22 protein-coding genes are annotated in these 26,965 nt (G+C 75.2%); 9 read left to right on the plus strand and 13 right to left on the minus strand.

The window, feature by feature from the left end; genetic code table 11:
• The first annotated feature begins 3 nt into the window (after window positions 1–3).
• The 3 genes from DMB38_RS26710 to DMB38_RS26720 all read left to right on the plus strand — a co-directional run bounded on the left by DMB38_RS26710 (window position 4) and on the right by DMB38_RS26720 (window position 2,161).
• Window positions 4–771 carry an enoyl-CoA hydratase-related protein gene (locus DMB38_RS26710; RefSeq protein ID WP_125937290.1) on the plus strand — a complete coding sequence of 256 codons (768 nt, stop codon included), beginning with the start codon at window positions 4–6 and terminating at the stop codon, window positions 769–771.
• A gap of 294 nt (window positions 772–1,065) precedes the next feature.
• A complete protein-coding gene (locus DMB38_RS26715; RefSeq protein WP_125937291.1) occupies window positions 1,066–1,641 on the plus strand; it encodes an ATP-binding protein in 576 nt (191 codons plus the stop codon).
• A 31-nt stretch (window positions 1,642–1,672) separates the two neighbouring features.
• Window positions 1,673–2,161: a PaaI family thioesterase gene (locus DMB38_RS26720; protein ID WP_125937292.1), complete on the plus strand. Its 489-nt coding sequence runs from the start codon at window positions 1,673–1,675 to the stop codon at window positions 2,159–2,161.
• An 18-nt stretch (window positions 2,162–2,179) separates the two neighbouring features.
• Here DMB38_RS26720 and DMB38_RS26725 read toward each other — a convergent pair whose 3' ends face one another.
• On the minus strand, window positions 2,180–2,752 hold the full coding sequence (locus DMB38_RS26725; protein ID WP_125937293.1) for a TIGR03086 family metal-binding protein: 573 nt from the start codon (window positions 2,750–2,752) through the stop codon (window positions 2,180–2,182).
• 229 nt (window positions 2,753–2,981) lie between these two features.
• Between DMB38_RS26725 and DMB38_RS26730 the strand changes: the two genes are divergently transcribed.
• Complete coding sequence (locus DMB38_RS26730) at window positions 2,982–4,793, plus strand: GAF domain-containing protein (RefSeq protein WP_240662487.1); 1,812 nt, start codon at window positions 2,982–2,984, stop codon at window positions 4,791–4,793.
• Between the two features lie 42 nt (window positions 4,794–4,835).
• Here the strand turns inward: DMB38_RS26730 and DMB38_RS26735 are convergent, their stop codons facing one another.
• The gene (locus DMB38_RS26735; protein WP_101421329.1) at window positions 4,836–5,531 is read right to left on the minus strand and encodes a response regulator transcription factor; all 696 of its coding nucleotides are present in this window, start codon (window positions 5,529–5,531) and stop codon (window positions 4,836–4,838) included.
• Window positions 5,532–5,760: 229 nt separating this feature from the next.
• On the opposite strand from DMB38_RS26735, the gene DMB38_RS26740 reads away from it, so the two are divergent.
• The 3 genes from DMB38_RS26740 to DMB38_RS26750 all read left to right on the plus strand — a co-directional run bounded on the left by DMB38_RS26740 (window position 5,761) and on the right by DMB38_RS26750 (window position 7,884).
• Window positions 5,761–6,366, plus strand: a complete 606-nt coding sequence (locus DMB38_RS26740) for a hypothetical protein (RefSeq protein ID WP_240662488.1) — start codon at window positions 5,761–5,763, stop codon at window positions 6,364–6,366.
• 236 nt (window positions 6,367–6,602) lie between these two features.
• Window positions 6,603–7,310: a S1 family peptidase gene (locus DMB38_RS26745; protein WP_125937295.1), complete on the plus strand. Its 708-nt coding sequence runs from the start codon at window positions 6,603–6,605 to the stop codon at window positions 7,308–7,310.
• 88 nt (window positions 7,311–7,398) lie between these two features.
• Entirely contained in the window at window positions 7,399–7,884 is a 486-nt protein-coding gene (locus DMB38_RS26750) for a hypothetical protein (RefSeq protein WP_240662489.1), read from the plus strand.
• A gap of 98 nt (window positions 7,885–7,982) precedes the next feature.
• Here the strand turns inward: DMB38_RS26750 and DMB38_RS26755 are convergent, their stop codons facing one another.
• A complete protein-coding gene (locus DMB38_RS26755; protein ID WP_240662490.1) occupies window positions 7,983–8,738 on the minus strand; it encodes a GAF and ANTAR domain-containing protein in 756 nt (251 codons plus the stop codon).
• Between the two features lie 424 nt (window positions 8,739–9,162).
• On the opposite strand from DMB38_RS26755, the gene DMB38_RS26760 reads away from it, so the two are divergent.
• On the plus strand, window positions 9,163–9,813 hold the full coding sequence (locus DMB38_RS26760; protein ID WP_125937296.1) for a LysE family translocator: 651 nt from the start codon (window positions 9,163–9,165) through the stop codon (window positions 9,811–9,813).
• A gap of 33 nt (window positions 9,814–9,846) precedes the next feature.
• On the opposite strand, the gene DMB38_RS26765 is transcribed toward DMB38_RS26760, so the two are convergent.
• From DMB38_RS26765 to DMB38_RS26780, 4 genes are all read right to left on the minus strand, one after another.
• Window positions 9,847–10,917, minus strand: a complete 1,071-nt coding sequence (locus tag DMB38_RS26765) for a hypothetical protein (protein WP_125937297.1) — start codon at window positions 10,915–10,917, stop codon at window positions 9,847–9,849.
• A gap of 139 nt (window positions 10,918–11,056) precedes the next feature.
• The gene (locus tag DMB38_RS26770) at window positions 11,057–12,079 is read right to left on the minus strand and encodes a hemolysin family protein (RefSeq protein WP_125937298.1); all 1,023 of its coding nucleotides are present in this window, start codon (window positions 12,077–12,079) and stop codon (window positions 11,057–11,059) included.
• The gene (locus DMB38_RS26775; RefSeq protein ID WP_125937299.1) at window positions 12,076–13,455 is read right to left on the minus strand and encodes a hemolysin family protein; all 1,380 of its coding nucleotides are present in this window, start codon (window positions 13,453–13,455) and stop codon (window positions 12,076–12,078) included. Before DMB38_RS26775 ends, DMB38_RS26770 begins: the two co-directional genes overlap by 4 nt.
• A 222-nt stretch (window positions 13,456–13,677) precedes the next feature.
• The gene (locus DMB38_RS26780) at window positions 13,678–14,625 is read right to left on the minus strand and encodes a LysR family transcriptional regulator (protein WP_125939302.1); all 948 of its coding nucleotides are present in this window, start codon (window positions 14,623–14,625) and stop codon (window positions 13,678–13,680) included.
• A gap of 200 nt (window positions 14,626–14,825) precedes the next feature.
• Between DMB38_RS26780 and DMB38_RS26785 the strand changes: the two genes are divergently transcribed.
• Window positions 14,826–15,455: a snapalysin family zinc-dependent metalloprotease gene (locus DMB38_RS26785; protein ID WP_125937300.1), complete on the plus strand. Its 630-nt coding sequence runs from the start codon at window positions 14,826–14,828 to the stop codon at window positions 15,453–15,455.
• A 195-nt stretch (window positions 15,456–15,650) separates the two neighbouring features.
• Here the strand turns inward: DMB38_RS26785 and DMB38_RS26790 are convergent, their stop codons facing one another.
• The 6 genes from DMB38_RS26790 to DMB38_RS26815 all read right to left on the minus strand — a co-directional run bounded on the left by DMB38_RS26790 (window position 15,651) and on the right by DMB38_RS26815 (window position 26,818).
• On the minus strand, window positions 15,651–17,498 hold the full coding sequence (locus DMB38_RS26790; RefSeq protein WP_125937301.1) for a glycoside hydrolase family 18 protein: 1,848 nt from the start codon (window positions 17,496–17,498) through the stop codon (window positions 15,651–15,653).
• 182 nt (window positions 17,499–17,680) lie between these two features.
• The gene (locus DMB38_RS26795; RefSeq protein ID WP_047018237.1) at window positions 17,681–19,009 is read right to left on the minus strand and encodes a DUF2252 domain-containing protein; all 1,329 of its coding nucleotides are present in this window, start codon (window positions 19,007–19,009) and stop codon (window positions 17,681–17,683) included.
• Between the two features lie 182 nt (window positions 19,010–19,191).
• Window positions 19,192–21,072: a sugar-binding protein gene (locus DMB38_RS26800; RefSeq protein ID WP_125937302.1), complete on the minus strand. Its 1,881-nt coding sequence runs from the start codon at window positions 21,070–21,072 to the stop codon at window positions 19,192–19,194.
• Window positions 21,073–21,349: 277 nt separating this feature from the next.
• Window positions 21,350–23,677: a poly(A) polymerase gene (locus tag DMB38_RS26805; RefSeq protein WP_125937303.1), complete on the minus strand. Its 2,328-nt coding sequence runs from the start codon at window positions 23,675–23,677 to the stop codon at window positions 21,350–21,352.
• Complete coding sequence (locus DMB38_RS26810) at window positions 23,677–25,446, minus strand: RNA ligase family protein (RefSeq protein WP_125937304.1); 1,770 nt, start codon at window positions 25,444–25,446, stop codon at window positions 23,677–23,679. The genes DMB38_RS26805 and DMB38_RS26810 overlap by 1 nt, the downstream gene beginning before the upstream one ends.
• 94 nt (window positions 25,447–25,540) lie before the next feature.
• On the minus strand, window positions 25,541–26,818 hold the full coding sequence (locus DMB38_RS26815) for an alkaline phosphatase family protein (RefSeq protein WP_125937305.1): 1,278 nt from the start codon (window positions 26,816–26,818) through the stop codon (window positions 25,541–25,543).
• Window positions 26,819–26,965 lie beyond the last annotated feature (147 nt).

A 26,965-nucleotide genomic window follows, 5' to 3' on the forward strand; every position in this document is an offset into this window, starting at 1 on the left:
GGCATGACTGCATACCTGGAGGTCGCCGAGGGCGTCGGTACGCTGCGCCTGGACCGCCCGCCCATGAACGCCCTGGACATCGCCGTCCAGGACCGTATCCGCGAACTCGCCGACGAGGCGGCCGGCCGCGACGACGTGCGCGCCCTGGTGGTGTGGGGCGGCGAGAAGGTCTTCGCCGCCGGCGCCGACATCAAGGAGATGCAAGCGATGGACCACGCGGCCATGGTCGCGCGGAGCCGCGGTCTGCAGGAGTCGTTCACGGCGCTGGCGCGGGTGCCGAAGCCGGTGGTCGCGGCGGTGAACGGGTACGCCCTGGGCGGCGGCTGCGAGCTGGCGCTCTGCGCCGACATCCGGATCGCGGGCGAGGGCGCGAAGCTGGGGCAGCCGGAGATCCTCCTCGGGCTCATCCCGGGCGCGGGCGGCACGCAGCGGCTCGCCCGGCTGGTGGGGCCCTCGCGGGCCAAGGACCTGATCTTCACGGGCCGGATGGTCAAGGCCGCGGAGGCGCTGACGATCGGCCTGGTGGACCGGGTGGTGCCGGACGCGGAGGTGTACGAGCAGGCGCACGCCTGGGCGGCGCGGCTCGCCAAGGGGCCCGCGATGGCGCTGCGGGCGGCGAAGGAGTCGGTGGACCACGGCCTGGAGACGGACCTGGAGACGGGGCTCGCGCTGGAGCGGAGCTGGTTCGCGGGGCTGTTCGCGACGGAGGACCGGGAGAGCGGGATGCGCAGCTTCGTGGAGAAGGGGCCGGGGAAGGCGGAGTTCCGCTGAGCCGGTCCGCGGGCGCCCTCCGGGCGGGTTCCGCCGCCCCGGGCGCCAGGCGACGCTCCGTGACCACTACCCCCGCCCGGGGGTAGTGGGCGCCGGAAGCAAGACTTCGGTGATCCGGGTGCTTTGAGGTCCCGCGTACGCCGGTCACCGGGGAGTTTACGCAGTTCAGCGTGGTACGGGCGGGACGAAGTAGCTCTGGCATATGCCTGTGCGTGCTCACGGAATGTAGGCTTCCGCGGGACTTGTTGGCGCGGAAATGCTCCCAAAGACGTCCGCCCGCGCCATCATGAGGCCATGGCGGGCCTTGAGGACATCCAGCAACTCCACCGGGACGAGCCGGCGCATCCGGAGGCCCTCGCCGGACGGCGGCCGCGCAGGAAGCTGCTGCGGCCGCTGCCCTCGCCCGCCTACCGGCGCTTCCCCACCGCGGCCCCCGCCGGCGGTGCCGCCGACCCCGACCCGATGGAGCGCTGGGGCAACCCCGCCGTCGGCGAGGTGCGGCTGCCGTCGCGGCCCGAGTCCGCCGGGACCGCCCGCCGGCTGACCGAGGCCGTCGTCCTCCGGCACTGGGGGATGTCGCCGGGCTTCGCCGAGCACGCCGTGCTGCTGGTCTCCGAACTCGTCGGCAACGCCGTACGGCACACCGGGGCGCGCACGTTCGGGCTGCGCATGTCGCGGCGGCGCGGCCGGATCCGCATCGAGGTGCGCGACCCCTCGCGCGCGCTGCCGTGCCTGATGCCCGTACGGGACATGGACACCAGCGGCCGCGGGCTGTTCCTCATCGACCAGGTCGCGGACCGCTGGGGCGTGGACCTGCTGCCCCGCGGCAAGTGCACCTGGGTCGAACTGCGCGAACCCGAGCGGGGCTAGAGGCGTCCCACAGCCGTTACCGTGGGGTCACATGACGGACCTCGGGATCGACTTCGCGCAGAAGGTGCTCGACGAGCAGCCGTTCAGCCGGCTGCTCGGCGCCCGGATCACCGCGTTCGCGGACGGCGCCGCGACGCTGGAGGTGGACATCCGCGACGACCTGCGCCAGCAGTTCGGCTACGCGCACGGCGGGCTGCTCGCCTACGCCGCCGACAACGCGCTGACGTTCGCCGCCGGCACGGTCCTCGGTCCCGCGGTCCTCACCGGCGGCTTCTCCGTCCAGTACCTGCGCCCGGCGCGGGACGGCACCCTGCGGGCCGAGGCGTACGTGGTGCACGCGGGCCGGCGCCAGGCCGTCTGCCGCTGCGACATCTACGCGGTCGGTCCCGGCACCCCGGACGGCGCGGGCACCCCGGGCACCCCGGACAGGGGGGCCGCCGGGGACGGCGAGCGCGGCCCCGAGCTGTGCGCGGTGGCGCAGGGGACGATCCTCACGGCCCCGCAGCGCACGGACGCGTAGCCCGCAGGCCCCTCGGGCTCAGGGGCGGCGCCCGGTGAGCCCCAGCAGCCGCGTCTGCGCGTCCGCGTCCGGCGGCACCGGCACCGGGGCGGCGAAGAGCCCGCTGGCCGCCAGCATCCGGGCCTGCGGTTCCACCTGGGCCAGCGCGAACTCCGCCAGCTCCGCGGGGAGTACGTCGTCCGCGTCGATGCCCCGGGCCAGGTCCCAGGAGTGCACGATCGCGTCCACGGCCATCTCCGTGCAGTACGACTCCGCGGAGCTGTCCCCGTAGCTCAGGTGCACCGTGCGGGAAAGGGCGAGCGGCTCCGCGAAGGCGGCGCGGGCCTCGGCGGAGGCGCCGTCCCAGACCTCCACCGGATCGTCGCCGAGCTGGTCGCCCTCGTATTCGTCGCCCACCCCCTCGGGCCGGTCACCGGCGAGCAGCGGCGGCACCCACAGCTGTTCGACCGTCATGTGGTTGACGAGATCCCGCACACTCCACTCCGTACACGGCGTGGCCGCACCCCACTGGTCGGGACCGACCTGGTGGACGTGCCGGGTGAACTGATCGAGCGCGGCGGCGTGCAGGGCCAGGGTCTCGTTCTCTGCCATATGCCCACGGTAAGGGCGCACCCGGGCGGCCCGCCCGCCGAGCGGTGCCCCCGCCGCCCGCCCCGGCGGCCGGGGGCCTCCCCGGTGCCCACACTCCGTGAGGCTTTCCGCAGTCCCGTGCCGCCTCGTGCATTCGGGTGACCGGGAACGGCTCCCGGAGCGTGACGACGTGGCTACCGTGGTGCGGGGAGGTGCTGTCTGACCACCCTGGGTCCTGTGGGGGGATGCGATGGCGACAAGCGGACACGGCGGCGGGCACCTGCCCCGCCTCCAGCTCGACCAGCTCCTGGACGAGCTGCAACTGCGCATCGACGAGGTGCGCGGCACCCGCGACCGGGTGCACAGCCTGCTGGAGGCGGTGCTCACGGTCGGCAGGGAGCTGGACCTGCGCCAGGTCCTGCGGCGGATCGTGGAGGCCGCGGTGGTGCTCGTGGACGCCGAGTACGGTGCGCTCGGCGTCATCGAACACGGCGAGCGGCTGGCGCAGTTCATCCCCGTGGGGATCTCCGTCGAGGAGTACGAGGAGATCGGCCCGCTGCCGCAGGGGCACGGCGTGCTCGGCGAGCTGATCCGGCACCCGGAGGCGCTGCGCATCCAGGAGCTGCAGGACCACCCGTCCTCGTACGGCCTCCCGGCCAACCACCCGCCGATGCACTCCTTCCTCGGCGTGCCCATCCGGGTCCGCGACGAGGTCTTCGGCAACCTCTACCTCACCGAGAAGCGCGGCGCCAAGGAGTTCGACGGCGAGGACGAGGCCGTGCTGTCGACGCTCGCCGTGGCCGCGGGCGTGGCGATCGAGAACGCCCGGCTGTACGAGGAGGCCCGCCGCCGGCAGCGGTGGATCGAGGCCAGCGGCGAGGTGACCAACACCCTGCTCTCCGGCGCCCAGGAGGAGGAGGTGCTGGGCCTCATGCTCGACCGGGCCCGCAGCATCCTCAAGGCCGACCTCGGCACCGTCGCGCTGCCCGCCGAGGGCGCCGACGAGCTGCGTATCGTCCTCGCCCAGGGCACCGCGGCCGACGCGCTCGCCGGGCGCACGCTGCCCATGAAGGGCACGCTGTCCGGCGCCGCCTTCACCCGGGTGGAGCTGGCGATCAGCGACGACGTGACGAAGGACCCCCGGGTACGGGACGGCGGGCTGCCGGAGAACGGCATCGGCCCGGCGGTCGCCGTACCGCTGGGCACCAGCGACGGGCTGCGCGGCGTGCTGCTCGTCGGCCGGGAGGCGGGGGGCGAGCGCTTCGGCCCCGAGGAGACGGACGCCCTGGTGGGCTTCGCCGGCCAGGCGGCGGTCGCCATGGAGCTGGCGCAGCGGCGCCGGGACGCCGAGCAGCTCGCGCTCTTCGAGGACCGCGACCGCATCGCCCGGGACCTGCACGACCTGGCCATCCAGCGGCTCTTCGCCACCGGCATGACGCTGCAGAGCGCGGTGCGCTTCGTGACCCACGAGGAGGGGACCGAGCGGCTGCTGCGCGCCGTGGACGATCTGGACGAGACCATCAAGATCATCCGAACCACGATTTTCGGCCTGCGCAGTCACGAGCACGGGCCGACCGCGCAGGGCCTGCGGCTGCGCGTGCTCAGCCAGGTCAAGGACTCGGTCGCCACGCTCGGGTTCACGCCGGTGCTGCGCACCGAGGGGCTGCTCGACACCGACGTGCCGGCGCCGGTGGCCGACCACCTCGTGGCGGTGCTCGGGGAGGCGCTGTCCAATGCCGCCCGGCACGCGGGCGCGTCGTCGGTCGAGATCACGGTGATCGCCGGGCAGGGCCTGGTCGCGCTCACCGTGACGGACAACGGGCGCGGCCTGCCGGACGGCGGTCGGCGCAGCGGGCTGGCGAACATCGCGGAGCGGGCCCGGCAACTCGGCGGCGAGCTGATGCTCGATCCGCCGGCCGGCGGTGGTACGCGCCTGGTGTGGCGGGTGCCGCTGGACCTCCGGGCGGCGCAGGAGCGGGGCGGCCCGGGGGAGCAGGCGGACGGGCCGGAGGGCGGCGGGGGCGGCACGGACGGGAGCGGGCAGGACCCCGGCCGGGGGTGAGCGGCGCGGCGCGCGGGCCGCGGCGGGCGCGTACGGCGGGCGTCACGCGCCCGGCGGGCGGTGGGCCTTGCTGGCGAGCACCGCCGCCTGTATGCGGCGCTCCACGCCCAGCTTGGCCAGCAGCCGGGAGATGTGGTTCTTCACCGTCTTCTCGGACAGGTAGAGCCGCTGGCCGATCTGCCGGTTCGTCAGGCCCTCGCCGATCAGCTCCAGCACGTCGAGTTCGCGGGGCGAGAGACCGGCGAGCACCTCGTTCTCCGGCGCGGAGGGGACGTCGTCGCGGCGCAGGTTCGTCATCAGCCGGGCGGTGGTGGCGGGGTCGAGCATGGACTGCCCCGAGGCCACGGTCCGTACCGCGGAGACCAGGTCGCCGCCCTTGATCTGCTTGAGCACGTACCCCGAGGCGCCCGCCATGATCGCGTCCAGCAGGGCATCGTCGTCGTCGAAGGACGTCAGCATCAGGCACGCCAGCTCGGGCATCCGCGAGCGCAGCTCGCGGCAGACCCCGATCCCGTCGCCGTCCGGCAGCCGGACGTCCAGCACGGCGACGTCGGGCCGCAGCGCGGGTCCGCGGGCGAGCGCCTGGGCGAACGTGCCCGCCTCGCCGGTCACTTCGATGCCGGGCTCGGCCTCCAGCAGGTCGCGCAGGCCGCGCCGGACCACCTCGTGGTCGTCGACGAGGAAGACCCTGATGGGGCGGGCCGCCGAGAATTTCCTTTCCACTGTCACGTCGGGCACCTTTCAGTCCTGCTCGGCTGGCTCGATCGTCCTCGGCCGCCGTGCCCCGGGGGTAGGGCCGAACGGGCCCATGACCGGCACGTCGGGGGCACCCGGATGCTACGACCCGCGGGCCGGCCTCCGCCCGGTTCTCGCCGAACCGGGGGCCGAAGTGCGACAGTCGGTGCGAGAGCCTTTACCCGGGCGCGAGGGAAGCGGATGGGGGGTGCCGATGGCCGCGGGAGCGGGCATGGGGCGCGAGGGGGACCGCCCGGTACGCAGAGTGTGGAGCCGGCGCAACCCCTTCCGACGGCGTACGGACGTGCTGGAGGGCTGGGTGACGTTCGGCGCCGTCGCGGTGTTCGCCCTCGGCGGCACGGCGGCCGCCTGGGCGTCCGCGGCCGCCGTCCACGAGGAGTTGAGCAGCCGCAGCGCGGAGCGGCAGCGTACGACGGCCGTGCTGCTGGAGGACGCGCCCCCGCTGACGATGCTGCGGGGCGACGCGTGGGCGGGTGGCGAGGTGGCCACCAAGGTGCGCTGGCGGGACGCGGACGGGCGGGCGCACACGGGACGTACCCGGGTGTCCGCCGGGCTGCGCAGGGGCGCCGAGGCGGAGATCTGGACGGATGCTTCGGGCCGGCACGCCGTGGACCCGCCGCCGCCCCCGGGCGATACCGGCGTGCAGAGCGCCGTGGCCGCCGGCGGGGCGGCCGGAGTGGTGGGGTGCCTGGTGTTCGGGTCCAGGACGGTGGTGCGCGTACGGCTCGACCGCAGGCGGGCCGAGGAGTGGGAGCGCGACTGGGCGCGCGTGGAGCCGCACTGGCGGCAGGGAAGCGCGGGGCCCTCCGAGCGGTAGCCGGGCGGGCGCCGCGCGGCGGCCGGCCGTGCGGGAGGGACGGCGAAGACGAAGGCGAGCCGATGCGGCGCGGAAGCCCGCGCCGCATCGGCTCTCACCCCCCACGCCACGGCTCGCCGAGGCGGGACCAGCATGCCGCGGGTGATACGCACCCGAATAGGGCCGAACGGCTCTGCTGTACGGGGCAGTCGGCCCTGCGCGACAATGCGGTCGCCGACCCCACGACGGGAGGATCCGTGAACTTACGTCGCGCTCCGCTCACCCCGCACACCGTCCCCCTGAGGCTCACCCCGGCGGCGGCCGTCCTGGCCGCCGTGCTCCTCGCCGTCCTCACCGCACTCGCCCCGCCCGCCGCAGGGGCGCAGGACCAGGCAGTCCGCGGCGGCGACGTGCTCTACAGCAGCACCGGGCCGTCCTGCCCGGTCGGCTTCAACGCGGGCCGCGGCGGGGAGCGTTACGCCCTGATGCAGGGCCGCTGCGCAGCCGCCGCGGGGCCGGTCTGGTACGCGGACGCCGCCAGGACGGTGGAGGTCGGCAGGACCGAGGCGGTGAACTTCCCCGGCGTCGACTTCGCCCTGATCCGCTACACCAACCCGGACTTCGGCTATCCCAGCGAGGTCTCGGCCGGAATCGGCGCGATCGGGATCACCGGCGCCGCCCAGCCCTCGGTCGGGCGGCAGGTCTGCCACGCCGGCCGGACCACCGGGGTGCACTGCGGCACGGTCGTCTCGGTCAACGACACCGTCAGCTACCCCGAGGGCACGGTCTCCGGCCTCTTCCGCTCCCACGTCTGCGTCGAGCCGGGCGACGGCGCCGGGCCCGCCTGGTCCGGCGGCACCGCGCTCGGTCTCATCGTGTCCGGCGGCTCGTGCAGCTCCGGCGGGGCCACGTTCTACCAGCCGGTGGTCCCCGCGCTCCAGGCGTACGGGCTCACCCTGCCCTGAGCCGGCGGGCGGGCGCCCGCGCCCCGTGCCAGGGCGAACGGCCGCCGGGCGGCGGGGCGTTGTCAGTGGGCTCGGATAGAACTGATGTATGAATGCTACGGATGCCCGACGCCAGCACTACGCCTTCGCCCACGCCGTGCTCCGCGACCTCGCCCTGACCGCACCGGAGCGCCTGCTCGCCGCCGCGCTCGACGGCTCGCTCGACGCCGAGCTGCGGGCGCTGTGGCGGCAGGCGGGGGCGGGGCTGCCCCCCGGGGAGCAGTCGGACGACCGGCCCGTGGGCCGGCTCGTCCGGCACGACTCCGTCCTCGTCACGCCGCCGCCCGCGGTGGCGCCGCCGGAGGCGCACTTCGTGCTGGTGACGGCACCGCTGGGGGCGCCGGTGCGCTATGCCACGCTGGAGGCGTCGCCCGGCCCCGCCGGGCGGCCCGCGGCGATGCTGTGCATGTGGGCGATGACGGCGGAAGGCCCGGCGCACGCGAGCACGCTGCAGTTCCTGCCGCCGCGCGAGGACCGGTTCCTGGACGCCGCGATGGAACTGCCCAGCGTGCCGCCCACGTTCGCCCTGTCCTGACCGGCCGCCCACCCGCCGCCCGCCGGCCGCTCGCGCCGGTCACGCGCACCTCCGCGCGCGTGCCGGCCGACCGGAACCGGCCGTCCCACCGGCCGGATTCAGCCGTCCTGCGGCGCCGGGTCGAGCCCTTCCTCGACCACCTCGCGGGCCACCTCGGCGAGCGGCCTGCGGTTGTTGCGGGCGTGCCCGCGCAGCAGGCGGAACGCCTCGTCGACGGCGATGCTCCGGCGCTGGGCGAGGGCGCCCTTGGCCTGCTCGATGACGATGCGGGAGTTGAGCGCGGTCTGCAACTGCGCCGCGACCGCCGTCTGCCGGGCCAGCGCGCGCTGCTGGAGGATGCCGAGGGTGGCCACGCCGGCGAGCGCCTGGCCCAGCCGCAGTTGCGCGGCGTGCAGGGTGCCGGGCCGGTCCCGGAAGAGATTGAGTGCGCCGACCGTCGTGCCCCGCGCCTGCATCGGCGCGGAGGCGACGAGGGCGAAGCCCAGCTCCAGCGCCCGGCCGGTGAAGCGGGGCCAGTCCGCGCGGGCCCGCGCGTGCGCGAGCGGGACGGCGGGCATGGGTCTCGCGGTGCGGAGGCAGTCCACGGCGGGGCCCTCGCCCCACTCCGCCTCCGCCTCCTCCAGGGCGTGCGCGCGCTCGTCGGAGGCCGACGCGGTGAACGCGCCACCGTCGTCGGCGGCGAGGACGACGCCCGCGGCGCTGACGTCGACCAGCTCGGCGCAGTGCAGCGCCAGCCTGCGCGCGTGCTGCTCGACGTCGAAATCGCTGTCGAGGGTGTCGGCCAGGTCCACGAACGCGGCGGCCAGACCTTCCTCTCGCGACTCCTCGGGCATGGGGTCGTCACCTCGTTTCACGGCTCCTGTGCCGGCCGGATGTGCGGCCGGACGTGCCGCCGGAGGTCACGCGCGACCCGCTGCCCGCATCCGGGTACGTGGGGCTGAACTCGGGAGTGCTTCCCGGTCGAGCGTGGGCGCGCACCGGGGACTTGCTCCCAGTGATGGGCGGTTCGCTCGTGCTCCGGCGACGGCCCACCGGGGTCCGGGGTGGTCGTGGCAGACCACATTAGACGGCTGTGGCACGGGGGGCGAAGCTACCCCGCGGAGGCGGGCGTTCAGCGAGCGTTCCGCGGTCGTACGGGACCGCGGATGGCATATGCCGCGGCGGTACGGGCGCCTCCGGGCCGCCGCGTACGAGGGGCGGGCGACGCTCCCGCGACGGGCCGTCCCGGCATCCGGAATTCGGTCGCCCTCCCGGCGGCGCGGTGCGAGTATCGCCGCCATGGTCGACCTGTCCCTCCTCGCCGCCTTCGTCGTGGCGATCTTCGTGCTCTCCATCACCCCGGGCCCCGACATGATGTTCATCGTGGCCATGGGCGGGCGCGGCGGCTCCGGCATGGGCGTGATGGCCGCGGCCGGCGTGGCCTGCGGCATGCTCGTGCACGCCTGCGCCGCCGCCCTCGGGCTCTCCGCCCTCTTCGGCGCGCTGCCGGTGCTCTACCACGTGCTCCGCTGGCTCGGCGCCGCCTACCTCCTCTACCTCGCGATCCGCGCCTTCCGGGACCGCTCCGTGCCCGGCGACGAGGACGACGCGGCGGCCGGCGCCGACGGCAGGCGCGGCGGGCCGCGCCCGCGCCGCGCGTTCTGGCAGGGAATGATCACCAACCTGCTGAACCCCAAGGTCATCATGTTCAACATCGCGTTCCTGCCGCAGTTCGTGGACCCCGGCCGCGGCCATCTGCCGCTGCAGTTGCTCCTCCTCGGCATCACCGGCGTGGTCGTCGGCTTCTGCGTCGACGGCTCGGTCGGCCTTCTCTCCGGCCGGCTGTCGCGGGCGCTGCGCCGCAGCCGCCGGCTGTCGCGCGGGCTCAACATCTTCAGCGGCACGGTCTTCGCGGGCCTGGCCGTACGGCTGGCGGCCACACCCCGCTGAGCCCGCACCCGGGAGCCCCGGGCCCGGGCGCCGTCACGCCGGGGCGAGGCCGGCCCGGGGCGCGGGTTCGGGGCCCAGCAGCGCCCAGCTCCGCGCGTCGCCCCAGGCCGAGTCCGGGGCGACGTACGGGCGCAGCAGCTCGTCGAGTTCGGGGTCGGCGAGGCCGGCCAGCGCGTCGGAGGCCCGCTTGCGGGCGATCCCCGCGAGGAAGTCGGCGAGCTGCACCCGCGGATCGGTCTCGGCGTCGACGAAGCGCAGCCCGCGCAGGTGCGCCCGGGGCGGCCGGCACACCTCGTACAGCCGCGCCACCCGCTCGTCGGTGAGCGCCGTCTGCCGGTCGTGCACGACGGTCACCGGCGCCCCGTCCCGTCCCCAGTACGCGACCGCGGCGGCCAGCGCCGGCAGCAGCGAGTCCAGCGCGGGCACGGTGCGCGGGTCTTCGAGGAGCGCGGCACGCAGCGCCTCGGTCCGGGGCCGCGCCTGCCGTACGAGCCCCAGCAGCCGCCCGGCCTCGCCCGGCGCCCCCGCGCGGTGCAGCTCGCCGGCCAGCCCGAAGAAGCCGTCCGCCGAGGTCTCCGCGCCCCGGCGGGTGTTGATCCACATCAGCTCGTTGAACGCGGCGAGGAACGCCCGCCAGCGCTCGCCGCCGTAGAGGCGCGGGCCCGCGCGGTACAGCTCGCCCGCGGGGCCGCGCGCGTGCGCGCCGCGCAGCATCGCCGCCGCGTCCGCCGGGTCCGTCCCCGACACCAGCAGGTCCACGATCCGGGCGACGGCGAAGAAGGACTTCTCCGTCAGGTGCACGCGGGCGCGGCCGGGGAGCGGCCCGCCGGGGCCGAGGAACCACAGCAGCGTGCCGCGGTGCTTCTCGCGCTGGAGATGGTTCGCCTTGTAGACGGTCGCGGGGGAGCGGATGCGGTCCCGCAGCTCTCGGATGCAGTCCGCCGCGTCCGCGGCCGGGACCGTCACACCGGCGTGGGCGAAGACGTCGGTGATGCCGCCGACGAGGTTCTCGCCCTCGTAGCCGGACTCGTCGCAGAAGAGCTCGGTGCCGGGGGCCGGGGGTACGGGGGCGTCCGCGGGCGCGCCGGACGGCCGACCGTGCATGAGCCGCCTCCCGCCGTCGCCGAGAGCGCGACCGTACCGCGCCGGGTCCCGGCGCACGAGGGGTTTTCCCGCGCGGCGCCGCCGCCCGCCGGACCGTACCCCCGGCGGGAGCCGGTGGCCGGGACCGGCGGGCGGGCGCTCACGCCGCGGCCGGCGCGGGGCCCACCAGCTCCGACAGGACGTCCTCCATGGTGACGAAGCCCAGTACCCGCCCCTGGTCGCCGGTGACGGCCGCCAGATGGCTGCCGGCGGCGCGCAGCGCGGTGAGCGTGTCGTCCAGCGGGGTGTCGATGGCCACCCGCGTCATCGGGTGCAGCGCCGTACGCGGGAACGGCGCGTCCCGCTCCGTCACCCCGAGGGTGTCCTTGATGTGCAGGTAACCCAGGAGCGCGCCGCCCCGGTCGGTGACCGGGAAGCGGGAGAAGCCCGCCTCGGCGGCCAGCCGCTCCAGGCGGGCCGGCGTGACGGTGTCCTCGACGGTCGTCATGGTGCCCGCGGGCACCAGGATCTCGCCGACCGGCCGGGTGCCCAGCTCCAGCGCGTCCCGCAGCCGCTCGCCGTCGGCCGGCTCCAGCAGCCCGGCCTGGCTGGCGTCGGTGACCATCCGGGCGAGCTGGTCGTCGGTGAAGACCGCGGCCACCTCGTCCTTCGGCTCCACCCGCAGCAGCTTCAGCAGCCCGTTCGCGAAGGCGTTGATGCCGAAGACCACCGGGCGCAGCGCCCGGGTGACCGCGACCAGCGGCGGGCCCAGCAGCAGCACCGTGGGCACGGGGGCGGCCAGCGCGATGTTCTTCGGGATCATCTCGCCGACGAGCATGTGCAGGTACGTCGCCACGGTCAGCGCGATCACGAACGCGATCGGGTGCACCGCGGCGGACGGCACGTGCGCCGCCTCGAAGCCGGGCTCCAGCAGATGCGCGATGGCCGGTTCCGCGACCGCGCCCAGCACCAGCGAGGAGACGGTGATGCCGAGCTGGGCCGTGGCCATCATCGCGGAGAGGTGTTCGAGGCCGTAGAGCGTGATGCGGGCGCGCTTGTGCCCGCGGCGGGCCTGCGGCTCGATCTGGCTGCGCCGTACGGAGATCATCGCGAACTCCGCGCCGACGAAGAAGGCGTTCGTGACCAGCGTCAGGGCGCCGATCCACAGTTGCAGCGCGGTCACCGGCGCACCTCCTCGGCGGGCCGGCGCTGGTCGGGCGCGGCGGTCCGGCGCGGCGGCGCGGCGCCGGCCGCGGACTCGGCGGGCGCGGTGATCCGGACCCGGTCGGCGCGGTGGTGCTCGACGGCCAGGACGTCCAGCCGCCAGCCGGCGAGGTGCACCGCGTCGCCCTTGGCGGGGATGCGGGCCAGCAGCGTGGCGATCAGCCCCGCGACCGTCTCGTACGGGCCCTCGGGGGCCTCCAGGCCCAGCTCCGCGAGCTGGTCCAGCCGGACGCTGCCGTCCGCGTCCCAGGTGGGCCTGGAGTCCGCGCCGACGCCCGCCGGCTGCAGGTCGGGCAGCTCGACCGGGTCGTGCTCGTCGCGCACCTCGCCGACGACCTCCTCCACGATGTCCTCCATCGTGGCCACGCCCGCGGTGCCGCCGTACTCGTCGATGACCACGGCCATCGTGCGCCGCTCGCGCAACTGCTCCAGCAGCCGGTCGGCGGGCAGCGTCTCGGGCACCAGCAGCGGCTCGGTGGCCAGCTCGGTGACCCGCGTCGCGGCCCGGGTGCGGGGTTCGAGCGCGAGCACGTCGCGGATGTGGACCGTGCCGACGACCTCGTCCAGGCTGTGGGCGTAGACGGGGAAGCGGGACAGCCCGGTGGCGTGCGCGAGGTTCGCGGCGTCGAGGGCGGTGGCGCCGGACTCCAGCGCCTTGACGTCGACGCGGGGCGTCATGACGTTCTCCGCGGTCAGCTCGTGGAGGTGCAGGGTGCGGACGAACAGCTCGGCGGAGTCCGGCTCCAGGGCGCCGCCCTCGGCGGAGTGCCGGGCCAGCGAGACCAGCTCGTCGGGGGTACGGGCCGAGGCCAGCTCCTCGGCGGGCTCCAGCCCCACGCGGCGCACGACGCGGTTCGCGGTGCTGTTCAGATGGCGGATGAACGGGCCGAAGGCGGCGGTGAAGCCGCGCTGCGGCCCGGCCACGGCCTTCGCCACGGCCAGCGGCCGGGCGATCGCCCAGTTCTTCGGCACCAGCTCGCCGATCACCATGAGGACCACCGTGGAGAGCGCCACGCCCAGCAGCGTGGCGACCGGCGCGGCCGTGCCGCCCAGGCCCGTCGCCTCCAGCGGGCCGCGCAGCAGCGTGGCCAGCGAAGGCTCGGCCAGCATGCCGATGACCAGGGAGGTCACGGTGATGCCGAGCTGGGCGCCGGAGAGCTGGAAGGTGAGCCGGCGGACGGCCTTCAGGGCGCCTTCCGCGCCCCGCTCGCCCGCGGCGGCGGCCCGCTCCAGGTCGCCGCGCTCGACGGTGGTGAGGGAGAACTCGGCCGCCACGAAGATGGCGCAGGCCAGGGTGAGGGCCAGGGCGGCGAGCAGCAGAAGGATCTCGGTCACCGTGCCACCCCCGCCCCGTCGCTCGTTCTCCGGTGGGCTGTGGCACGGCTGGTACTGGGAGGTTCGCCCATTGCGGGACCGCTGCTCCTTCGTCATCGTCGGCGGGGTGCCGGGGGTGTCTCCTGTCGAGTGTCCCCGACACCAGGGTAAAGGGATAGTAAACCGGCTTGCGCGCCCGTGGCCAGGCGCGGAGGGCGGATCCCGGGGGCGCGCGGGCGGGCGTCAGGTGAGCAGCAGCGGGTCGTCGTTCCGGTGCAGCCAGCGCAGATACGTCTCGGTGGATCTCGCCGCCTCGCGGTAGGCGTCCTCCAGCGCGGTGTAGACGGCGTGGAACTCGCCGTCGGTGGTCGACGCCGCCCGGGCGGCGAGCAGCAGCCGTACGGTGAGCGGGTCGCCGCGCAGCGGCCTGATCGCCATGCCGGGGCGCGGCGTCGAGGTGGGCTGGCACGGGGTGACGGCGACCCCGGCCCGTACCAGGTCGGCGCCCGTCAGGTAGTCGCCCTGGATGACCCGCAGCTCCAGCCCGGCGCTGGCGAACATCCGGCGGATGCCGTGCCACTCGCCGTCCACGTGCGGGTCGACGACCCACGGGTGCCCGCAGAGGTCGGCGAGCGCCACCTCCTCGCCCGCGGCCGCGGGGTGCGCCGCGGGCAGCGCGACGAACTGCGGCTCGCGCCAGAGCAGCGTGCGCTGGCCGACGCCGTCGGGTACGCGCAGCGGGCAGCCGGTGACCTCGTGCACGAAGGCGACGTCGAGCTGGCCGTCGGCCACCATCCGCAGCAGCGAGTTCGGCGACGGGTCGACGCGGATGGAGACGTCCGTGTCCGGGAACCGTCCGCGCAGCCGGCAGAGCCAGCCGGCCACCGCCCGGTTCGCGGTGCTGCCCAGCCGCAGCCGGGGCCCGCTCTCCAGCGCGCGGGCCTCCTCGCGTGCCTCGCTGACCAGGGTGGACATCTCGGCGATGATCGGCCGCGCGCGGGCGGTCACGGAGCGGCCGAGCGGGGTCGGGCGGCAGCCCGAGCGGTCGCGGACGAACAGCGGGCCGCCCACGGCCCGTTCGATGCGGTTCAGCTGCGCCGTCAGGGCGGGCTGGGAGACTCCGAGCCACCTGGCCGCCCCGTGCACACTTCCGGCGTCGGAGATCGCGCACAGCGCGCGCAGATGCCTCAACTCCAGCTCCACGCGGGGAGCATAGCCGCAATTTTTTGTCAGGGGCACTACACCTATGCGCCGTTCCGCCCCGCCGGCGGGCGCCGCCGGGGGGTGGGATCGCACGCCGCTATCACCGGATGAGATCTGCCCCCGGCCACCTCTTCGCCCGCAGACTCCTCACCGACCGACCGACCAATCGTTCGTGAGGAGAAACCCCCATGAAGCTCTCCGGAAGACTGGTCTCCACCGCCTTGGGCCTCGGCCTGGCGCTCACCGGCCTGGCCGCGTCCCCGGCACCCGCGGCCGACCACCACGACCGGCAGACGACGCGGGCCACCGCCTCCGCGGCGTACGTCGGGCAGGACAAGGAACAGCAGAAGGAGAACCGGGCCTTCTTCGAGATGATCCGGGAGAAGGCGCGCGAGAAGCAGGCGGCGGAACCCGGCTACCAGGCCATCACCATCACGTACAACGACGCCAGTGCGCCCAACTACCAGGGCGACATAGCCCAGAGCACCCAGATCTGGAACAACGCCACCAACAACATCACGCTCGCCGAGACCTCCGGCTCCGGTGACTTCAGCTACCGCCAGGGCAACGACCCGCGCGGCAGCCACGCCGTGACCGACGGCCGCGGCCACGGCTACGTCTTCCTGGACCTGCGCCAGACGCAGCAGTACTACTCGCTGCGCGTCGTCGCCCACGAGACCGGCCACATCCTCGGCCTGCCCGACAACTACAGCGGCCCGTGCAGCGAACTGATGTCCGGCGGCGGCCCCGGCACCTCCTGCCGCAACGCCTACCCGAACGCGAACGAAGCCGCCCGCGTGGACCGCAACTTCGGCTGAGCCGGATCCGGTTCCGGCCCCGCCCGGAACCGGCCGCCGGCCGAGCCCGGTCCCGGCCCCACACGGGACCGGCGGGCCGCCGCCCGCGGGCCGAGTGCCCGGCGGCCCGACCGCGCCCGCCCCGCGAGACCGCGGGGCGGGCGCGGCGCGCGTCCGGCCGCCCGGGGCCGGCGCACGTCCCTGGCAACGGGCCTCCTACGGCCAGTAGGCGTCGAAGTTCCTGCTGAACTCCCAGTTGTTGTACCGGTCCCAGTTGATCGACCAGGTCATCAGCCCGCGCATGCCGGGCCAGGTGCCGTGGGTCTTGTACGAGCCGCAGTTGCTGCCCTTCGTCAGGCAGTCCAGCGTCTTGTTCACCTCGGCGGTCGGCACGTGCCCGTTGCCCGCCTGGGTGCTGGCCGGCATCCCGATGGCCACCTGGTCCGGGCGGAGCGCGGGGAAGAACCTTTCGGCGTTGCCCGCGACCGGGAAGCCGGTGAGGAGCATGTCCGTCATCGCGATGTGGAAGTCGGCGCCGCCCATGGTGTGGTACTGGTTGTCCAGGCCCATGATCGGCCCGGAGTTGTAGTCCTGGACGTGCAGCAGCGTCAGCGAGTCGCGCAGCGCGTGGATCACCGGCAGGTACGCGCCGCAGCGCGGGTCCTGGCCGCCCCACTGCCCGGTGCCGTAGAACTGGTAGCCCATCTGCACGAAGAACGTCTCCGGCGCCATGGTGAGCACGAAGCGCTCGCCGTACTTCGCCTTGAGCGTCTTCAGCGCCGAGATCAGGTTGACGATCGACGGGGTGGTGGGGTTCCGGAAGTCGGTGTCGCCGCTGGCGAGGGAGAGCGAGTGGCCCTCGAAATCGATGTCGACGCCGTCGAGCCCGTACTCGTCGATGATGCCGCCGACCGACCGGACGAAGGCGTCGCGCGCGGCGGTGCTGGTGAGCTGGACCTGCCCGTTCTGGCCGCCGATGGAGAGCAGCACCTTCTTCCCCGCGGCCTGCTTGGCCTTGACGGCCGCCTTGAAGTCCGCCACCGGCTCCACGTTCGGGCATTCGGTCTGCGGGCAGAGCGAGAAGCGGATGTCGCCGGAGGTCGACGAAGTGGGCTCGCCGAAGGCGAGGTTGATGACGTCCCAGCTCGCCGGGACGTCCGCGAGCCGGGTGTAGCCCGAGCCGTTGGCGAAGCTCGTGTGCAGATAGCCGACGAGGGCGTGCGGCGGCAGGGTGCCGCCGGGGTTGCCGCCGCCGTCGCCGGTGGTGGCGCTGACGGTGGCCGACCTCGGGGACTCGCCGGCGGCGTTGGTGGCGGTCACCTCGAAGCGGTACGAGGTCGCGGGCGTCAGCCCCGTGATCGTGGCGGAGGTGCCGGTCACGGAGGTGGCGCGGGTGCCGTCGCGGTAGACGGTGTAGCCGGTCGCACCGCTCACCGCGCCCCAGGAGAGCGTGACGGAGGTGGCGGTGGTGGAGCCGGCCGCGAGCCCCGTGGGGGCGGCGGGGACGGTGCCCGGGTCGCCGCCGGGTCCGGTGAGTGTGAGGTCGTCGGCGTGGTAGGCGGGCTGGCCGTACCAGCCGTGGGTGTAGACCGTCACCGAGGTGGTGTTCGGCCCGGTGGTGAAGGACGTGTTCAGCTCGGTCCAGGTGCTCGCGGCTGGGGTCCAGTCCGCGACGTCGGTGGTGCCGGTGCCCCGGGCGCCGAGGTAGGCGTACGCGCCCTGCACCCAGCCGCTGAGCGCGTACTGCGAGTTGGGGCGCACGGACACGGTCTGGGTGCACTGGCCCTGGTCGTTGCCCGACGGCTGGACCCGGAGCGCGGACGTCCCGCTGCGCACGGGGCTGGAGACCGCGGAGCCGCTGCCGGCGGAGCAGCTCCAGCCGTCGAGTCCGGCCTCGATGCCGCCGTTGCGGACGAGGTTGGGCTCGGCGGCGGCCTCGGGCGCGGTGGCCCCTGCGGCGGTGCCGGAGAGCGCGCCGGCCAGCAGGGCGAGCGCGGCGAGCAGGGCCGCGAGCGGGGCGCTGCGGCCGGAGCGGTGTCTGGAGAAGCGCAGGAAACGGTCCACAACTGCCTCCACGGCTTGGGGTGTTGGGGCCTGGCGGGGGATGCGCGAGGGACAGGTTGGTCCAGACCAATAATGATGTCAAGGGGACGCGTACACGTCAGGGCGCGTACGCCGTCCGCGTACGCGCCCTGTGCCGCCGCTGATGTGCCGCCGTCGAGGAGGCCGTGGGGGAGGGGACCGGCTCAGAGGCCGGAGATCCGGCCGTTGCGGAAGAGGTCGACGAAGATCTGGTGGTCCGCCCGCGCCCGTGCCCCGTAGTCGTGCGCGAAGTCGACCAGCATCTCCGTGAACCCGTCGGCGTCCGCCGAGATCGCCCCGTCGATCGCCTGCTCCGTCGAGAACGGCACCAGCGAGTGCCCGCTCTCCGCCACGTCCGCCGCCGCGTGCATGGTGGCGGTGGCCCTGCCCAGGTCGCCCACGACGGCCGCGGCCTGCTCCGGGTCGTCGATGTCCGACCAGTCCAGGTCCACCGCGTACGGCGACACCTCCGCGACCAGCTGCCCCGCCCCGTCCAGCTCGGTCCAGCCCAGCCACGGGTCGGAGGCGGCCTGCAGCGCGCGCTGCGAGATGACCGTGCGGTGGCCCTCGTGGTGGAAGTAGCCGCGGATCGCCGGGTCGGTGACGTGCCGCGCTACCGCCGGGGTCTGGCCGCGCTTCATGTAGATGACGATGTCGTTCTCCAGGGCGTCGCTGTGCCCTTCGAGGAGGATGTTGTACGACGGCAGCCCCGCGCTGCCGATCCCGATGCCCCGGCGGCCCACCACGTCCTTCACCCGGTACGCGTCCGGACGGCGCTCCCGGCCGCCGGAGGGCAGCGTCTCCAGATAGCCCTCGAACGCGTCGAGCACCCGGGCGCGGGTGGCCGCGTCCAGCTCGATGGCGCCGCCGCCGGAGGTGAAGCGGCGCTCGAAGTCCCGCACCTCCGTCATCGACTCCAGCAGCCCGAAGCGGGTGTGCGCGCGGGCGGTGCGCAGTGCGCCGAGGAGCGGCCCGGTGGCGGTGTCGAGGGTGAAGGGCGGCACCTCGTCGTCCTTGGCCCCGGCGGCGAGGGCGCGGATGCGCTCGCGGTAGGCGTCGGCGTAGGCGCGGACGAGGCCGGTGATCTGCCCGTCGCTGAGCGCCTTGGTGTAGCCGATGAGCGCCAGCGAACCGGCCAGCCGCTTGACGTCCCAGGTGAACGGGCCGACGAACGCCTCGTCGAAGTCGTTGACGTTGAAGACGAGCCGGCCGTTGGCGTCCATGTACGTGCCGAAGTTCTCGGCGTGCAGATCACCGTGGATCCAGACCCGGCTCGTCTGCTCGGTGAGGAACGGATCGCCGCGCTCGCCGGCCTCCAGGTCGTGGTAATAGAGGGCGGCGGTCCCGCGGTAGAAGGCGAACGCCGAGGCCGCCATCTTGCGGAACTTGAGCCGGAAGGCGGCGGGATCGGCGGCGAGGAGCTCGCCGAATGCGGAGTCGAAGACGGCGAGTATCTCCTCGCCGCGCTGAGCGTCCCTGGTGTCCGTGACCATGCGGCTCACGATACCGGCGGGGGACCTCCACGACCGGGCCGAACGGGGCGCCCGGGGAGCGCGGTCCGCGCCCCGCCGGGGCGGGCGGGGCGCGGGGCGTACGCCCGGCGGGCGCGCGTCAAGGGCGCGCGCCCGCCGGGTGCTCCGGCGGGCCGGAGCCTGCCGTGGCGTGCCCTGCCGCGTCAGCCGCGGGGGCGCGGGCCGACCGCGAGCGGGACGCCCGTACGCCGCGACTGCGCCACCGACGCCGGCGAGTCCTCGCTCCGTGCCGCGTCCCTCGGGATCTCCGGCTCGGCCGGCTCCGTGGGCCGGTCCGCCGGCGGGGTGTAGCCCTCCAGCGTCGCGGTGCCCCAGACGTACGGGTCGGCCTGGGCGCTGCCGAACGGCGACCACGCCAGCCGGGTCTGGCCCGTCTTGTCGTCGGTGTCCGAGTCGTACACGAGGACGTTGAGCGCGAACTTCTCCGGGTCCGCCGCGGCCGGCAGGTCGGCCAGCGCGATCTTCGCCTCGATCGTGTAGCCCCGGTACGGGTCCGAGACCGCCGAGACCACCCGCATCCCGGGCGCCGTAGCGGCCGCCGGGCCCTGCCGGTTGTCGCCGTCGCGCTCGGCCGCCGCACCGCCGCCGTTCGCGGTATACGGGAAGATGCCCGTCTTGAACGTGGTCGAGGTGTCGTCTGCCGTGCCACGCGGGTCGAGGGTGATCTCGACCGCGTCCGTCCGCCAGTGGCGCTTGGCGTCGCTCTCCTCCAGCGCCGTGCCCCTGCGGTCGTCGGTGACCTTGACGAACACGTACAGGTCGTCACCGTGCCGCGACAGCTTCGCCGTGGCGGAGACGTCCTCCGCGCCGGTCTTCTCGCCCTCCCAGTGCACCAGCGGCAGCTCCGGGCCCGGGTACTCGCCGGGGCGCTCGACCCCGTCGAGCACGGGGGCGGTGGCGACCTCGGGGATCGTCGTGGCCGGGGCGGCGGGGTACGCCGGCTGGGTGTCGTTGGCCAGCCACGGCAGGCCGACGCGCTCCGTCCACTCGCGGAACTCCGCGTAGAGCGGGCGCAGTTCGCCCTGGGGCCGCACCTTCGACTTCACGGCCTTGCCGTTCGCCGCCAGGACCGTGTACCAGTCGGAGCCCAACTGCTCGGGGTCGGTCGGCACCTGCGGCGGCCGCGCGGCCCAGCCCTGCGTGACGTACTTGCGGGCGGCGTTCCGCTCGACCTGCGCCCAGCTCGTGCCGTGCTCCTCGCTCTGCGTACCGGTGAAGACGCCGAAGACGGGCAGCCCGCTGGCGCGGTCCGTGCGCCGCTGCTTCGGGGCGTCCGGGCCGAGGAGGCTGCCGAAGCCGTAGTTCTGCGCGAGCAGCAGCCGCGGGCTGTGCGGGCGGTAGCCCTCCTGGGTGATCTGCGAGCGGAACGCGCGCGGGTCGCCGGCGAGGAAGAACGCCTCGATCGCCAGCCGCGCGGACAACTGGTGGCCGCCGTGCTGGTTGAAGGGGCGCGGGTCCATCGTCACGACCGTGTCGGGCGTGGTGGCGCGGATCAGCCGGACGACGCGCTCCAGCGTGTCGTCCACGTCCCAGATCGCGGCCGTCAGCGGGCCGGAGAGGGTGTACCAGAAGTCGGGCTTGTCCAGGTAGTAGATGTTGTCGATGCCGGCGAGGCCGACCGCCTCGCGCTCCTCGTCCTCCCGCATCTGGCCGAGCGGCGGGCCCTCCTCCGGGCCGACCGCGTTGCCGCCGCCCTCGCCGCGGGTGACGGTGAGCACGCCGGTGCTGAGCCCGTACTGCTCCCGCCACTGCCCGAAGGTCGCGAGGTTGCCGCACTCGTCGTCCGGGTGCGCGCCGACGAAGAGCACGTCGTTGTGGGCGCGGTCCCGCCCTCCCGGCGGCGCCTTGCGCGGGCGCGGCACGCTCCAGTCGTCCGCCCACGCGGACGGGGCGGTCGCGCCCAGCGCCGTACCGACGATGCCGGACACCAGCGCGGCCGAGACGAGCCGCCGGCTCGGTCCCGACCGGTCCCCGTCCTGTGCCCGTACGGGCTCCGTTCTGTCCCCCTGCGCCGAGTTCGTCACCGATGGCCTCCCCTTGACGTACGTGGTGAGCCCCGCTTGATGAGGCTCACGACCGACCCTTTCTAAGCCAGACCGGGAGCGGGGGCAAGGGGTTTGTCAGGACATCTTGTCAACTGGACGTCAGGGGACTTCTCCCCGCGCGTCCCGCGGTGTTCCCAACTGCCCGCAGGGGAACGGGAGTACGAGACACATCGCACGGTGTGGCGGAGCGCGGATCGGCCGCAAGCGGTAGCCGCGGGCGGCCGAACGGGTAGCGGTCCCGGCACGTCCGAGGCGATCAGCGCAGCGCCGGTACGGTGCCGCCCGCCGCCCAGTCGACGCCCACCCCGCGCAGCCCGCCGCACCACCCGCCGGCGATCTCCGCGAGCCGGGCGGGGCCCGGCGGGGTGCGGCCGAGGCCGATCGCGTACCGGGCGAGGGCCGGCCCGGTCTCGAACGGCCGCGGCCAGGCGTGCACGTCGGCCGCGCCCGCGTCCGCCAGCGCCGTGAGCAGCGCCGGCAGCCGCCCCCGTACGCGCCCCAGGGTCTCCTCGAACTCGCCTGTACTGCCACGGCGTACGGTCAGGACCGCCCACGCCGCGTGCCGCCGGTGCAGCGGCGGCGGCGGCGCCAGCAGCTCCGGCCAGGGGTCCGCGCCGGTCTCCGCCGCCTGCTCCAGGAGGGCCCAGGCGCGGTACAGCTCGTCGGCCAGGAGGTCGCGGAAGCCGGCGGTCACCTGCCCGGTGCAGGTGCGGACCGGCTCCGTGGGGGTGAGGACCGCCACCGGCGCCTGCGGTGCGGCGGCCGCGGCGTCGAGGGCGACCGGAATCCGCCAGTCCCACGCGGCCCAGGTCCCGAAGAAGTGCGCCGGCAGGTCCGGCGCGGCCGGGTCCTCGGCCTCGCGTACGGTACGGGCCGCCAGCACCGACCAGGCCAGGCCCGGCAGTCCGCCGAACGGCGCCGAGTCGAGGCCGCGGGCCCTCGCCCACGCCTTCACCCCGGTGGCCAGCCGGGCGAAGGCGGGGTGCCGGCCGGCGACCGCGGCCCGTACCGCGTCCGCGTCGCTCACCGCGCTGAGCGCGACCGCCGCCGACTCGCCCGACTCGGCGCGGCGGGCGACCGCTTCGGCGGGGTCGACGGCTCCGGTGGCGACGACCACCAGGTCGACGTCCAGGTCACCTTCGCGCAGCCGCAGGCCCGGCACGCGGGCGCCGGTCACCTGCCGCACCCGGGTGGCGTCCGGCAGCGCGGCGGTCACCCGGGCCCGTACGGCGGCGGGATCGACGGCGCCGGGCAGCGCCGCGACCAGGTCCAGGTCCGCGCCCGCCAGGGCGCAGCCCATGCGCCGCGATCCGGCGAGGTGGACGACGCCCTCGCCCAGCGCCTCGGAGAGGCGCCGCACGATCGCACGTGCCCGGGCGTCCTCGGCCCCGCTCGCCGCGGCCGGTACGGGGGCGCGCCCGGCGGTGGCTTCGGCGGCGGCGGGTCCGGGGGAGAGGGCGCCGATGGCGGGTCCGGCGGCGGCCGGTTCCAGGTCCGCCTGCACGCCGTAGTGGTCCGAGACGTACAGCCCGTCCGCCGCGGGCGAATCGCCCCGCAGGACGGCCCCCGCCGCGCGCAGCCGCCCGGGGCGGAAGAAGACGCGGTCCAGCCGGGAGGCCCGGCCGGAGAGCGAGGAGACGGCGGCCAGCGGATTGACGCCCGGGTCGAACGTGGGCGTCCGGTCGCCGGGGCCGCGGACCTCCGTCCAGACGTCCCGCAGCCCGAGCGCGGCGGCGGGCGCGTCGCCGCCGTCGTTGAAGTCGCCGGCCAGGACGAGGTCGCCGGCCACGGCGCCGAGTCCCTCGGCGATCCTGCCCAGTTGGGCCCGCCGCCGGGCGGGGCCGTCGTCGGAGTGGTCGCTGGTCAGATGGGTCGTGGCCACGACGAGCGGTTCCCCGCCGGTATCCACCGTGAGGGCGGTGACGGCCTTGTGCGGGCCGAGCCCGTGCCACCCCGCCTCCCGTACGGGCAGCCGGCTGAGCAGCAGCAGCCCGCAGTCGGCGACGTCCGTGCCGCCCGGGTCGGTGCCCAGGGTGTAGCCGGCGCGGACCCAGGGGGCCCGCATGAGCAGCGTGAGCAGGTCCGGCTCGACCTCCTGGAGCGCGATGACGTCCGCGCCGGCCTCCGCCAGGGAGGCGAGCAGCAGCGGACGGCGCCGGGCGGTCTCGATGCGGCCGCCGTCGTACCGGTCCCACAGCGTGTTCCAGGTGAGGACCCGGACGCGCGCCGTGCTCCCCGCCGCCGCGGACGGCGGGTCGTCCGCGGGGCGCCAGCCGGCCCCCGGTTCCCACCGGAAGGGTGTCCTGGCGGTGAAGAAGGGCGCGCGCAGCAGCCGCGAGCCGCGCCTCCTGCCGGCCTCGGAGGCGTCGATGCGGTCCACCCCGGTGGCGCGGTCCCAGAGCAGTTCGCCGTCCGCCTCGACGAACACGACCCGGTGCCAGGGGATGTCTCCGCCGGGGACGAAGGAGGGCAGCGGGACCCGCTTGGGCGCCGCGCCGCGCTGGTTGATCCCCAGCACGAACCTGGCCGGATCGAACCGCGGGTCCCAGCGGACCCGGTGGTATATCTCGTCGCTCGTACGCATCACGCCTCGCCTCCGTCCGCCGCCCCGGCCAGGGCGCCGCTCACGTCGGCGACCGTGCCGTCCGCCCCGACGTACCAGGTGCGGTGCGCCTCGCCCGGGTAGGGCGGGGCGAACCGGCGTAGCTGGGCGGCCAGTACCTCCGGCGGCACCGGGTGCGTCCGCTCCCGGTTGCGCCGTGCCAGCTCGGCCTCGCCGACCAGCGCGACCACGTGCGTGACCAGGGCGTCGCGGCGCTCCGCGACCCGGTGCACGGCGGCGCGCTGGTGCCGGTTGAGGGAGGTGGCGTCCCAGACCGCGGTCCCGCCGCCGGCCAGCGCCGCGTCGAGCCGGTCCAGGCCGGCCCGCAGGACGTCGCCGTTGGCCCGCTGGCCGGCGCGCGAACCGCGGGCCTCGCGCAGGTCGTCCAGGCTGACGTACGCGTCGGTCCCGGCGAGGCTCTTGGCGAACGTGCTCTTGCCGCTGCCGGAAGGACCGACCAGATGGACCAGCCGGGGGAACGATCCCGGGCGCCACCGCCAACTCGCCGCCACCGCCTCCGCGACGGTGGCGATCCGCCCGGCCGCGTACGCCTCCCGCGCCTCGGCCCAGCACCTGTCCGCGGCATCGGAGCCGAGGCCGTCGAGCGCCTCCCGCAGCCCGGCCCGCAGCGGCGCCAGCGGCGCCGGGCCGAGCAGCCCGGCGTCCTCGGCGTGCAGCATCGACCACTCCACCTGCTCCCGCGCCTCCGCGTCCCGCGCGAGTGCCCCCGCGACCGCGTGCAGCACCCCGAGGTCGGCGGCTTGCGCGAGGCGTACGAGACCGGCCCGGCGGTCGCCGTCCGGGCAGGGGCGCTGCAACGCGGCGAAGAGCCCCACCAGATCGGCGACCCGCCGCGCGGCGGGCAGGCCCAGAGGCCCCGCGAGCCGCGGCGCGAGCGACGCCCGGCGCTCTCCGTGCAGGAGGGCCGCCAGCACCCCGGCCAGCCGCGCGTCACCGTGGCGGCCGAGCCCGTCCAGCCGCGCGGACACGTCGGCGACGGCGGCTTCCGCGGCGTCGGCGCCGCTCCCGGCTGCTGCCCCGGTCGCGGACGGCTCTCCGGGCGCGACGCCCACCGCCGCCGACAGCGCCGCGGCACCGGCGGTCCCGCCCGAGCGCACCGCCCACAGCGCGGCCTTCGGCCCCAGCCCGTTCGCCACGACGGCGGCGTGCATCCAGTGGGTGCCGGTCTGGACGTGCCCCCGGCGCACCCACTTGGCGACCCGCTGCCCGAACTCCCCGAGCCCGAACCCCTCGACGGCCCGCACGACGTACCCCTCCTGGCGCGCGATGTCCAGCCGCAGCGCCCGCAGCGCCCGCTCGTCGAACACCCCGCGCCACAGCACCGGCGGCACCGGCACGCCCAGCCGCCGCAAGAACCGGACCGTCCGGTCCCAGTCCAGGCACCGGTCGCCGTCCCAGACCGAGAACCCGTAGAACCAGCTCTCCAGGTCCTCGTACGCGAGCGAGTGCCGCGCGAAGACGTTCTCTCCGCACACCCGCCAACCTGGCGGTATCTCCCCGCCGATGCGCCCCTGGAGCCCCTTCACCCACGCCCGCGACGGGTGGTGCGCCGAGTCCGGCGACCGGGCGTGCAGCCCGTCGGCGTAGAGGGTGGTGTTCTCCCCGTCGAGCTTCTCGGTGACCACGACCTCGCGCCCCCGCAGCCCGGCCAGGTCACCGGCGCGGACGTCGTCCGAGGCCGCCCCCGGCGACCAGGGAAGATGCGGCGTACGGGGATAGTGCACACGCATGGGTCCGGCTCCGTGACGCGGTCGGGTCCGGCCACTCTAGAAGCGCCCGGCGGCGCCGCTCCAGCGAATAACCCGGCGGTCCGGGGGGCCCGGGTCAGGGCAGCAGGGACTCCCGCAGCACCCGGCCCTCCGACTGCGCGGGCGGGGCGACCCCGAGGATCGCCGACATGGTCGCCGCGAGGTCGACGTGGCGCGGGTCGCGCGGCGCGCGGCCGCGCCGGATCCGGTGGCCGGCCAGGATGAGCGGGACCGCGGTCTCCGCGCGGCTTCCGTGGCGGCCGTCGAAGCCCTCGGCCGGCGGGGTGAAGGAGAGCGCGTACGGCGCCGCCAGTTCGAGCACCAGCTCGCCGTACTGCGGTGCCATCCGCAGCGCCGCCTGGTCCGCCTTGGTGAACACCGCCGCGACGCCTTCGGTGTCCGCGAGCGCCGCGCGGGCACGCTCGATCGCGGCGGTCCCCGCGCCGAGGAGGTGCACGGAGGCGATGCTGCCGCCGGAGACCAGGACGGCATCGGTCTCCGGCGCCGGCCGGCCGCCGGAGACGATCACCTCGGGCGTGAAGCCCGCGGTGGCGAGGGCGGCGACCGCCTGCGCCGCCATCGGCGTCTTCCAGCCCGTCATGCCGTGGTCGCCGGTGACCACCCAGGTCGTCCGGCCGTAGAGGCCGAGGTCCTTCACCGTCCGGATCAGCCGCCCGATCCCGGCGTCGGTCTCGCGCAGGGTGTCGAGCATCCGGGGGTCGTCGGGCCCGAACGCGTGCCCGTCGCCGTCGAGGTCGCTGGAGTAGACCGCGAGGAAGTCCGGTCGCCGGGTGAGGGTCACCGCCGTGCCGCCGCTGTCGACGGGCCGCCCGGTGAGCATCGCGATCGCGTCGTCGACGCGCGCGCCGATGCGCCCGCCGGGCTGGGTGTAGAGGCCGTCGGGATCGCCGTACGAGGTGCCCTTGTCCTGGAGGATGAACCACTGCGCGGACCCGATCCGGATGCCCTGCGGCCGCCACGCCTGGGCGAGGCCCTCGACCGCGCTGTCGCGGCTCTGGCCGCGGGCGATGCCGGCCGCCTCGTCGTAGTAGTAGGCGGCGTTGCGGGTGCGGTCCGGGTGGGCGCCGCAGGAGACGGCCGTCCACGACTGGTTGGTGATGCTGGCCATCACGCCGGTGCTGGTGGTCAGCGAGCCGGCCCGTACCAGCGACGTCAGGTGGGGCATCGGCGCACGGCCGTCGAGGTAGTCGATGCCGAAGCCGTCGAGGGCGACGAAGATCAGCAGGCTGCGCGTGCGGGCGGCGTGCGCGGGCACGGTGGCGAGCGGTGACGCGAGGGCGCCGGCCACGGCGCCGGCGAGGACACCGCGTCGGGACAGAGAGGTGGCGGACATGGCGCGACCGTAGAAGCGAAACGCTCCCGGCCGGCGAGCACGGGGTGAACGGGCCGCGAATTCCCGCGTCCGTGCCCTCCGGACGCACCGCGGTCTTCACCGCCGGAGCGGAGAGCGCCGGTGGGGACACCGGCGCTCTCCGGCGGG

This window comes from Streptomyces sp. WAC 06738, from assembly GCF_003945505.1.
Taxonomy (GTDB): Bacteria; Actinomycetota; Actinomycetes; order Streptomycetales; family Streptomycetaceae; genus Streptomyces.

What these genes read in the sequence shown, in the direction of transcription:
- DMB38_RS26710 (WP_125937290.1), top strand. Translation starts at nt 4, where the DNA reads ATGACTGCATACCTGGAGGTCGCCGAGGGCGTCGGTACGCTGCGCCTG.
- DMB38_RS26715 (WP_125937291.1), top strand. Translation starts at nt 1,066, where the DNA reads ATGGCGGGCCTTGAGGACATCCAGCAACTCCACCGGGACGAGCCGGCG.
- DMB38_RS26720 (WP_125937292.1), top strand. Translation starts at nt 1,673, where the DNA reads ATGACGGACCTCGGGATCGACTTCGCGCAGAAGGTGCTCGACGAGCAG.
- DMB38_RS26725 (WP_125937293.1), bottom strand. Translation starts at nt 2,752, where the DNA reads ATGGCAGAGAACGAGACCCTGGCCCTGCACGCCGCCGCGCTCGATCAG.
- DMB38_RS26730 (WP_240662487.1), top strand. Translation starts at nt 2,982, where the DNA reads ATGGCGACAAGCGGACACGGCGGCGGGCACCTGCCCCGCCTCCAGCTC.
- DMB38_RS26740 (WP_240662488.1), top strand. Translation starts at nt 5,761, where the DNA reads ATGGGGCGCGAGGGGGACCGCCCGGTACGCAGAGTGTGGAGCCGGCGC.
- DMB38_RS26750 (WP_240662489.1), top strand. Translation starts at nt 7,399, where the DNA reads ATGAATGCTACGGATGCCCGACGCCAGCACTACGCCTTCGCCCACGCC.
- DMB38_RS26760 (WP_125937296.1), top strand. Translation starts at nt 9,163, where the DNA reads ATGGTCGACCTGTCCCTCCTCGCCGCCTTCGTCGTGGCGATCTTCGTG.
- DMB38_RS26765 (WP_125937297.1), bottom strand. Translation starts at nt 10,917, where the DNA reads ATGCACGGTCGGCCGTCCGGCGCGCCCGCGGACGCCCCCGTACCCCCG.
- DMB38_RS26785 (WP_125937300.1), top strand. Translation starts at nt 14,826, where the DNA reads ATGAAGCTCTCCGGAAGACTGGTCTCCACCGCCTTGGGCCTCGGCCTG.
- DMB38_RS26795 (WP_047018237.1), bottom strand. Translation starts at nt 19,009, where the DNA reads ATGGTCACGGACACCAGGGACGCTCAGCGCGGCGAGGAGATACTCGCC.
- DMB38_RS26805 (WP_125937303.1), bottom strand. Translation starts at nt 23,677, where the DNA reads ATGCGTACGAGCGACGAGATATACCACCGGGTCCGCTGGGACCCGCGG.
- DMB38_RS26810 (WP_125937304.1), bottom strand. Translation starts at nt 25,446, where the DNA reads ATGCGTGTGCACTATCCCCGTACGCCGCATCTTCCCTGGTCGCCGGGG.
- DMB38_RS26815 (WP_125937305.1), bottom strand. Translation starts at nt 26,818, where the DNA reads ATGTCCGCCACCTCTCTGTCCCGACGCGGTGTCCTCGCCGGCGCCGTG.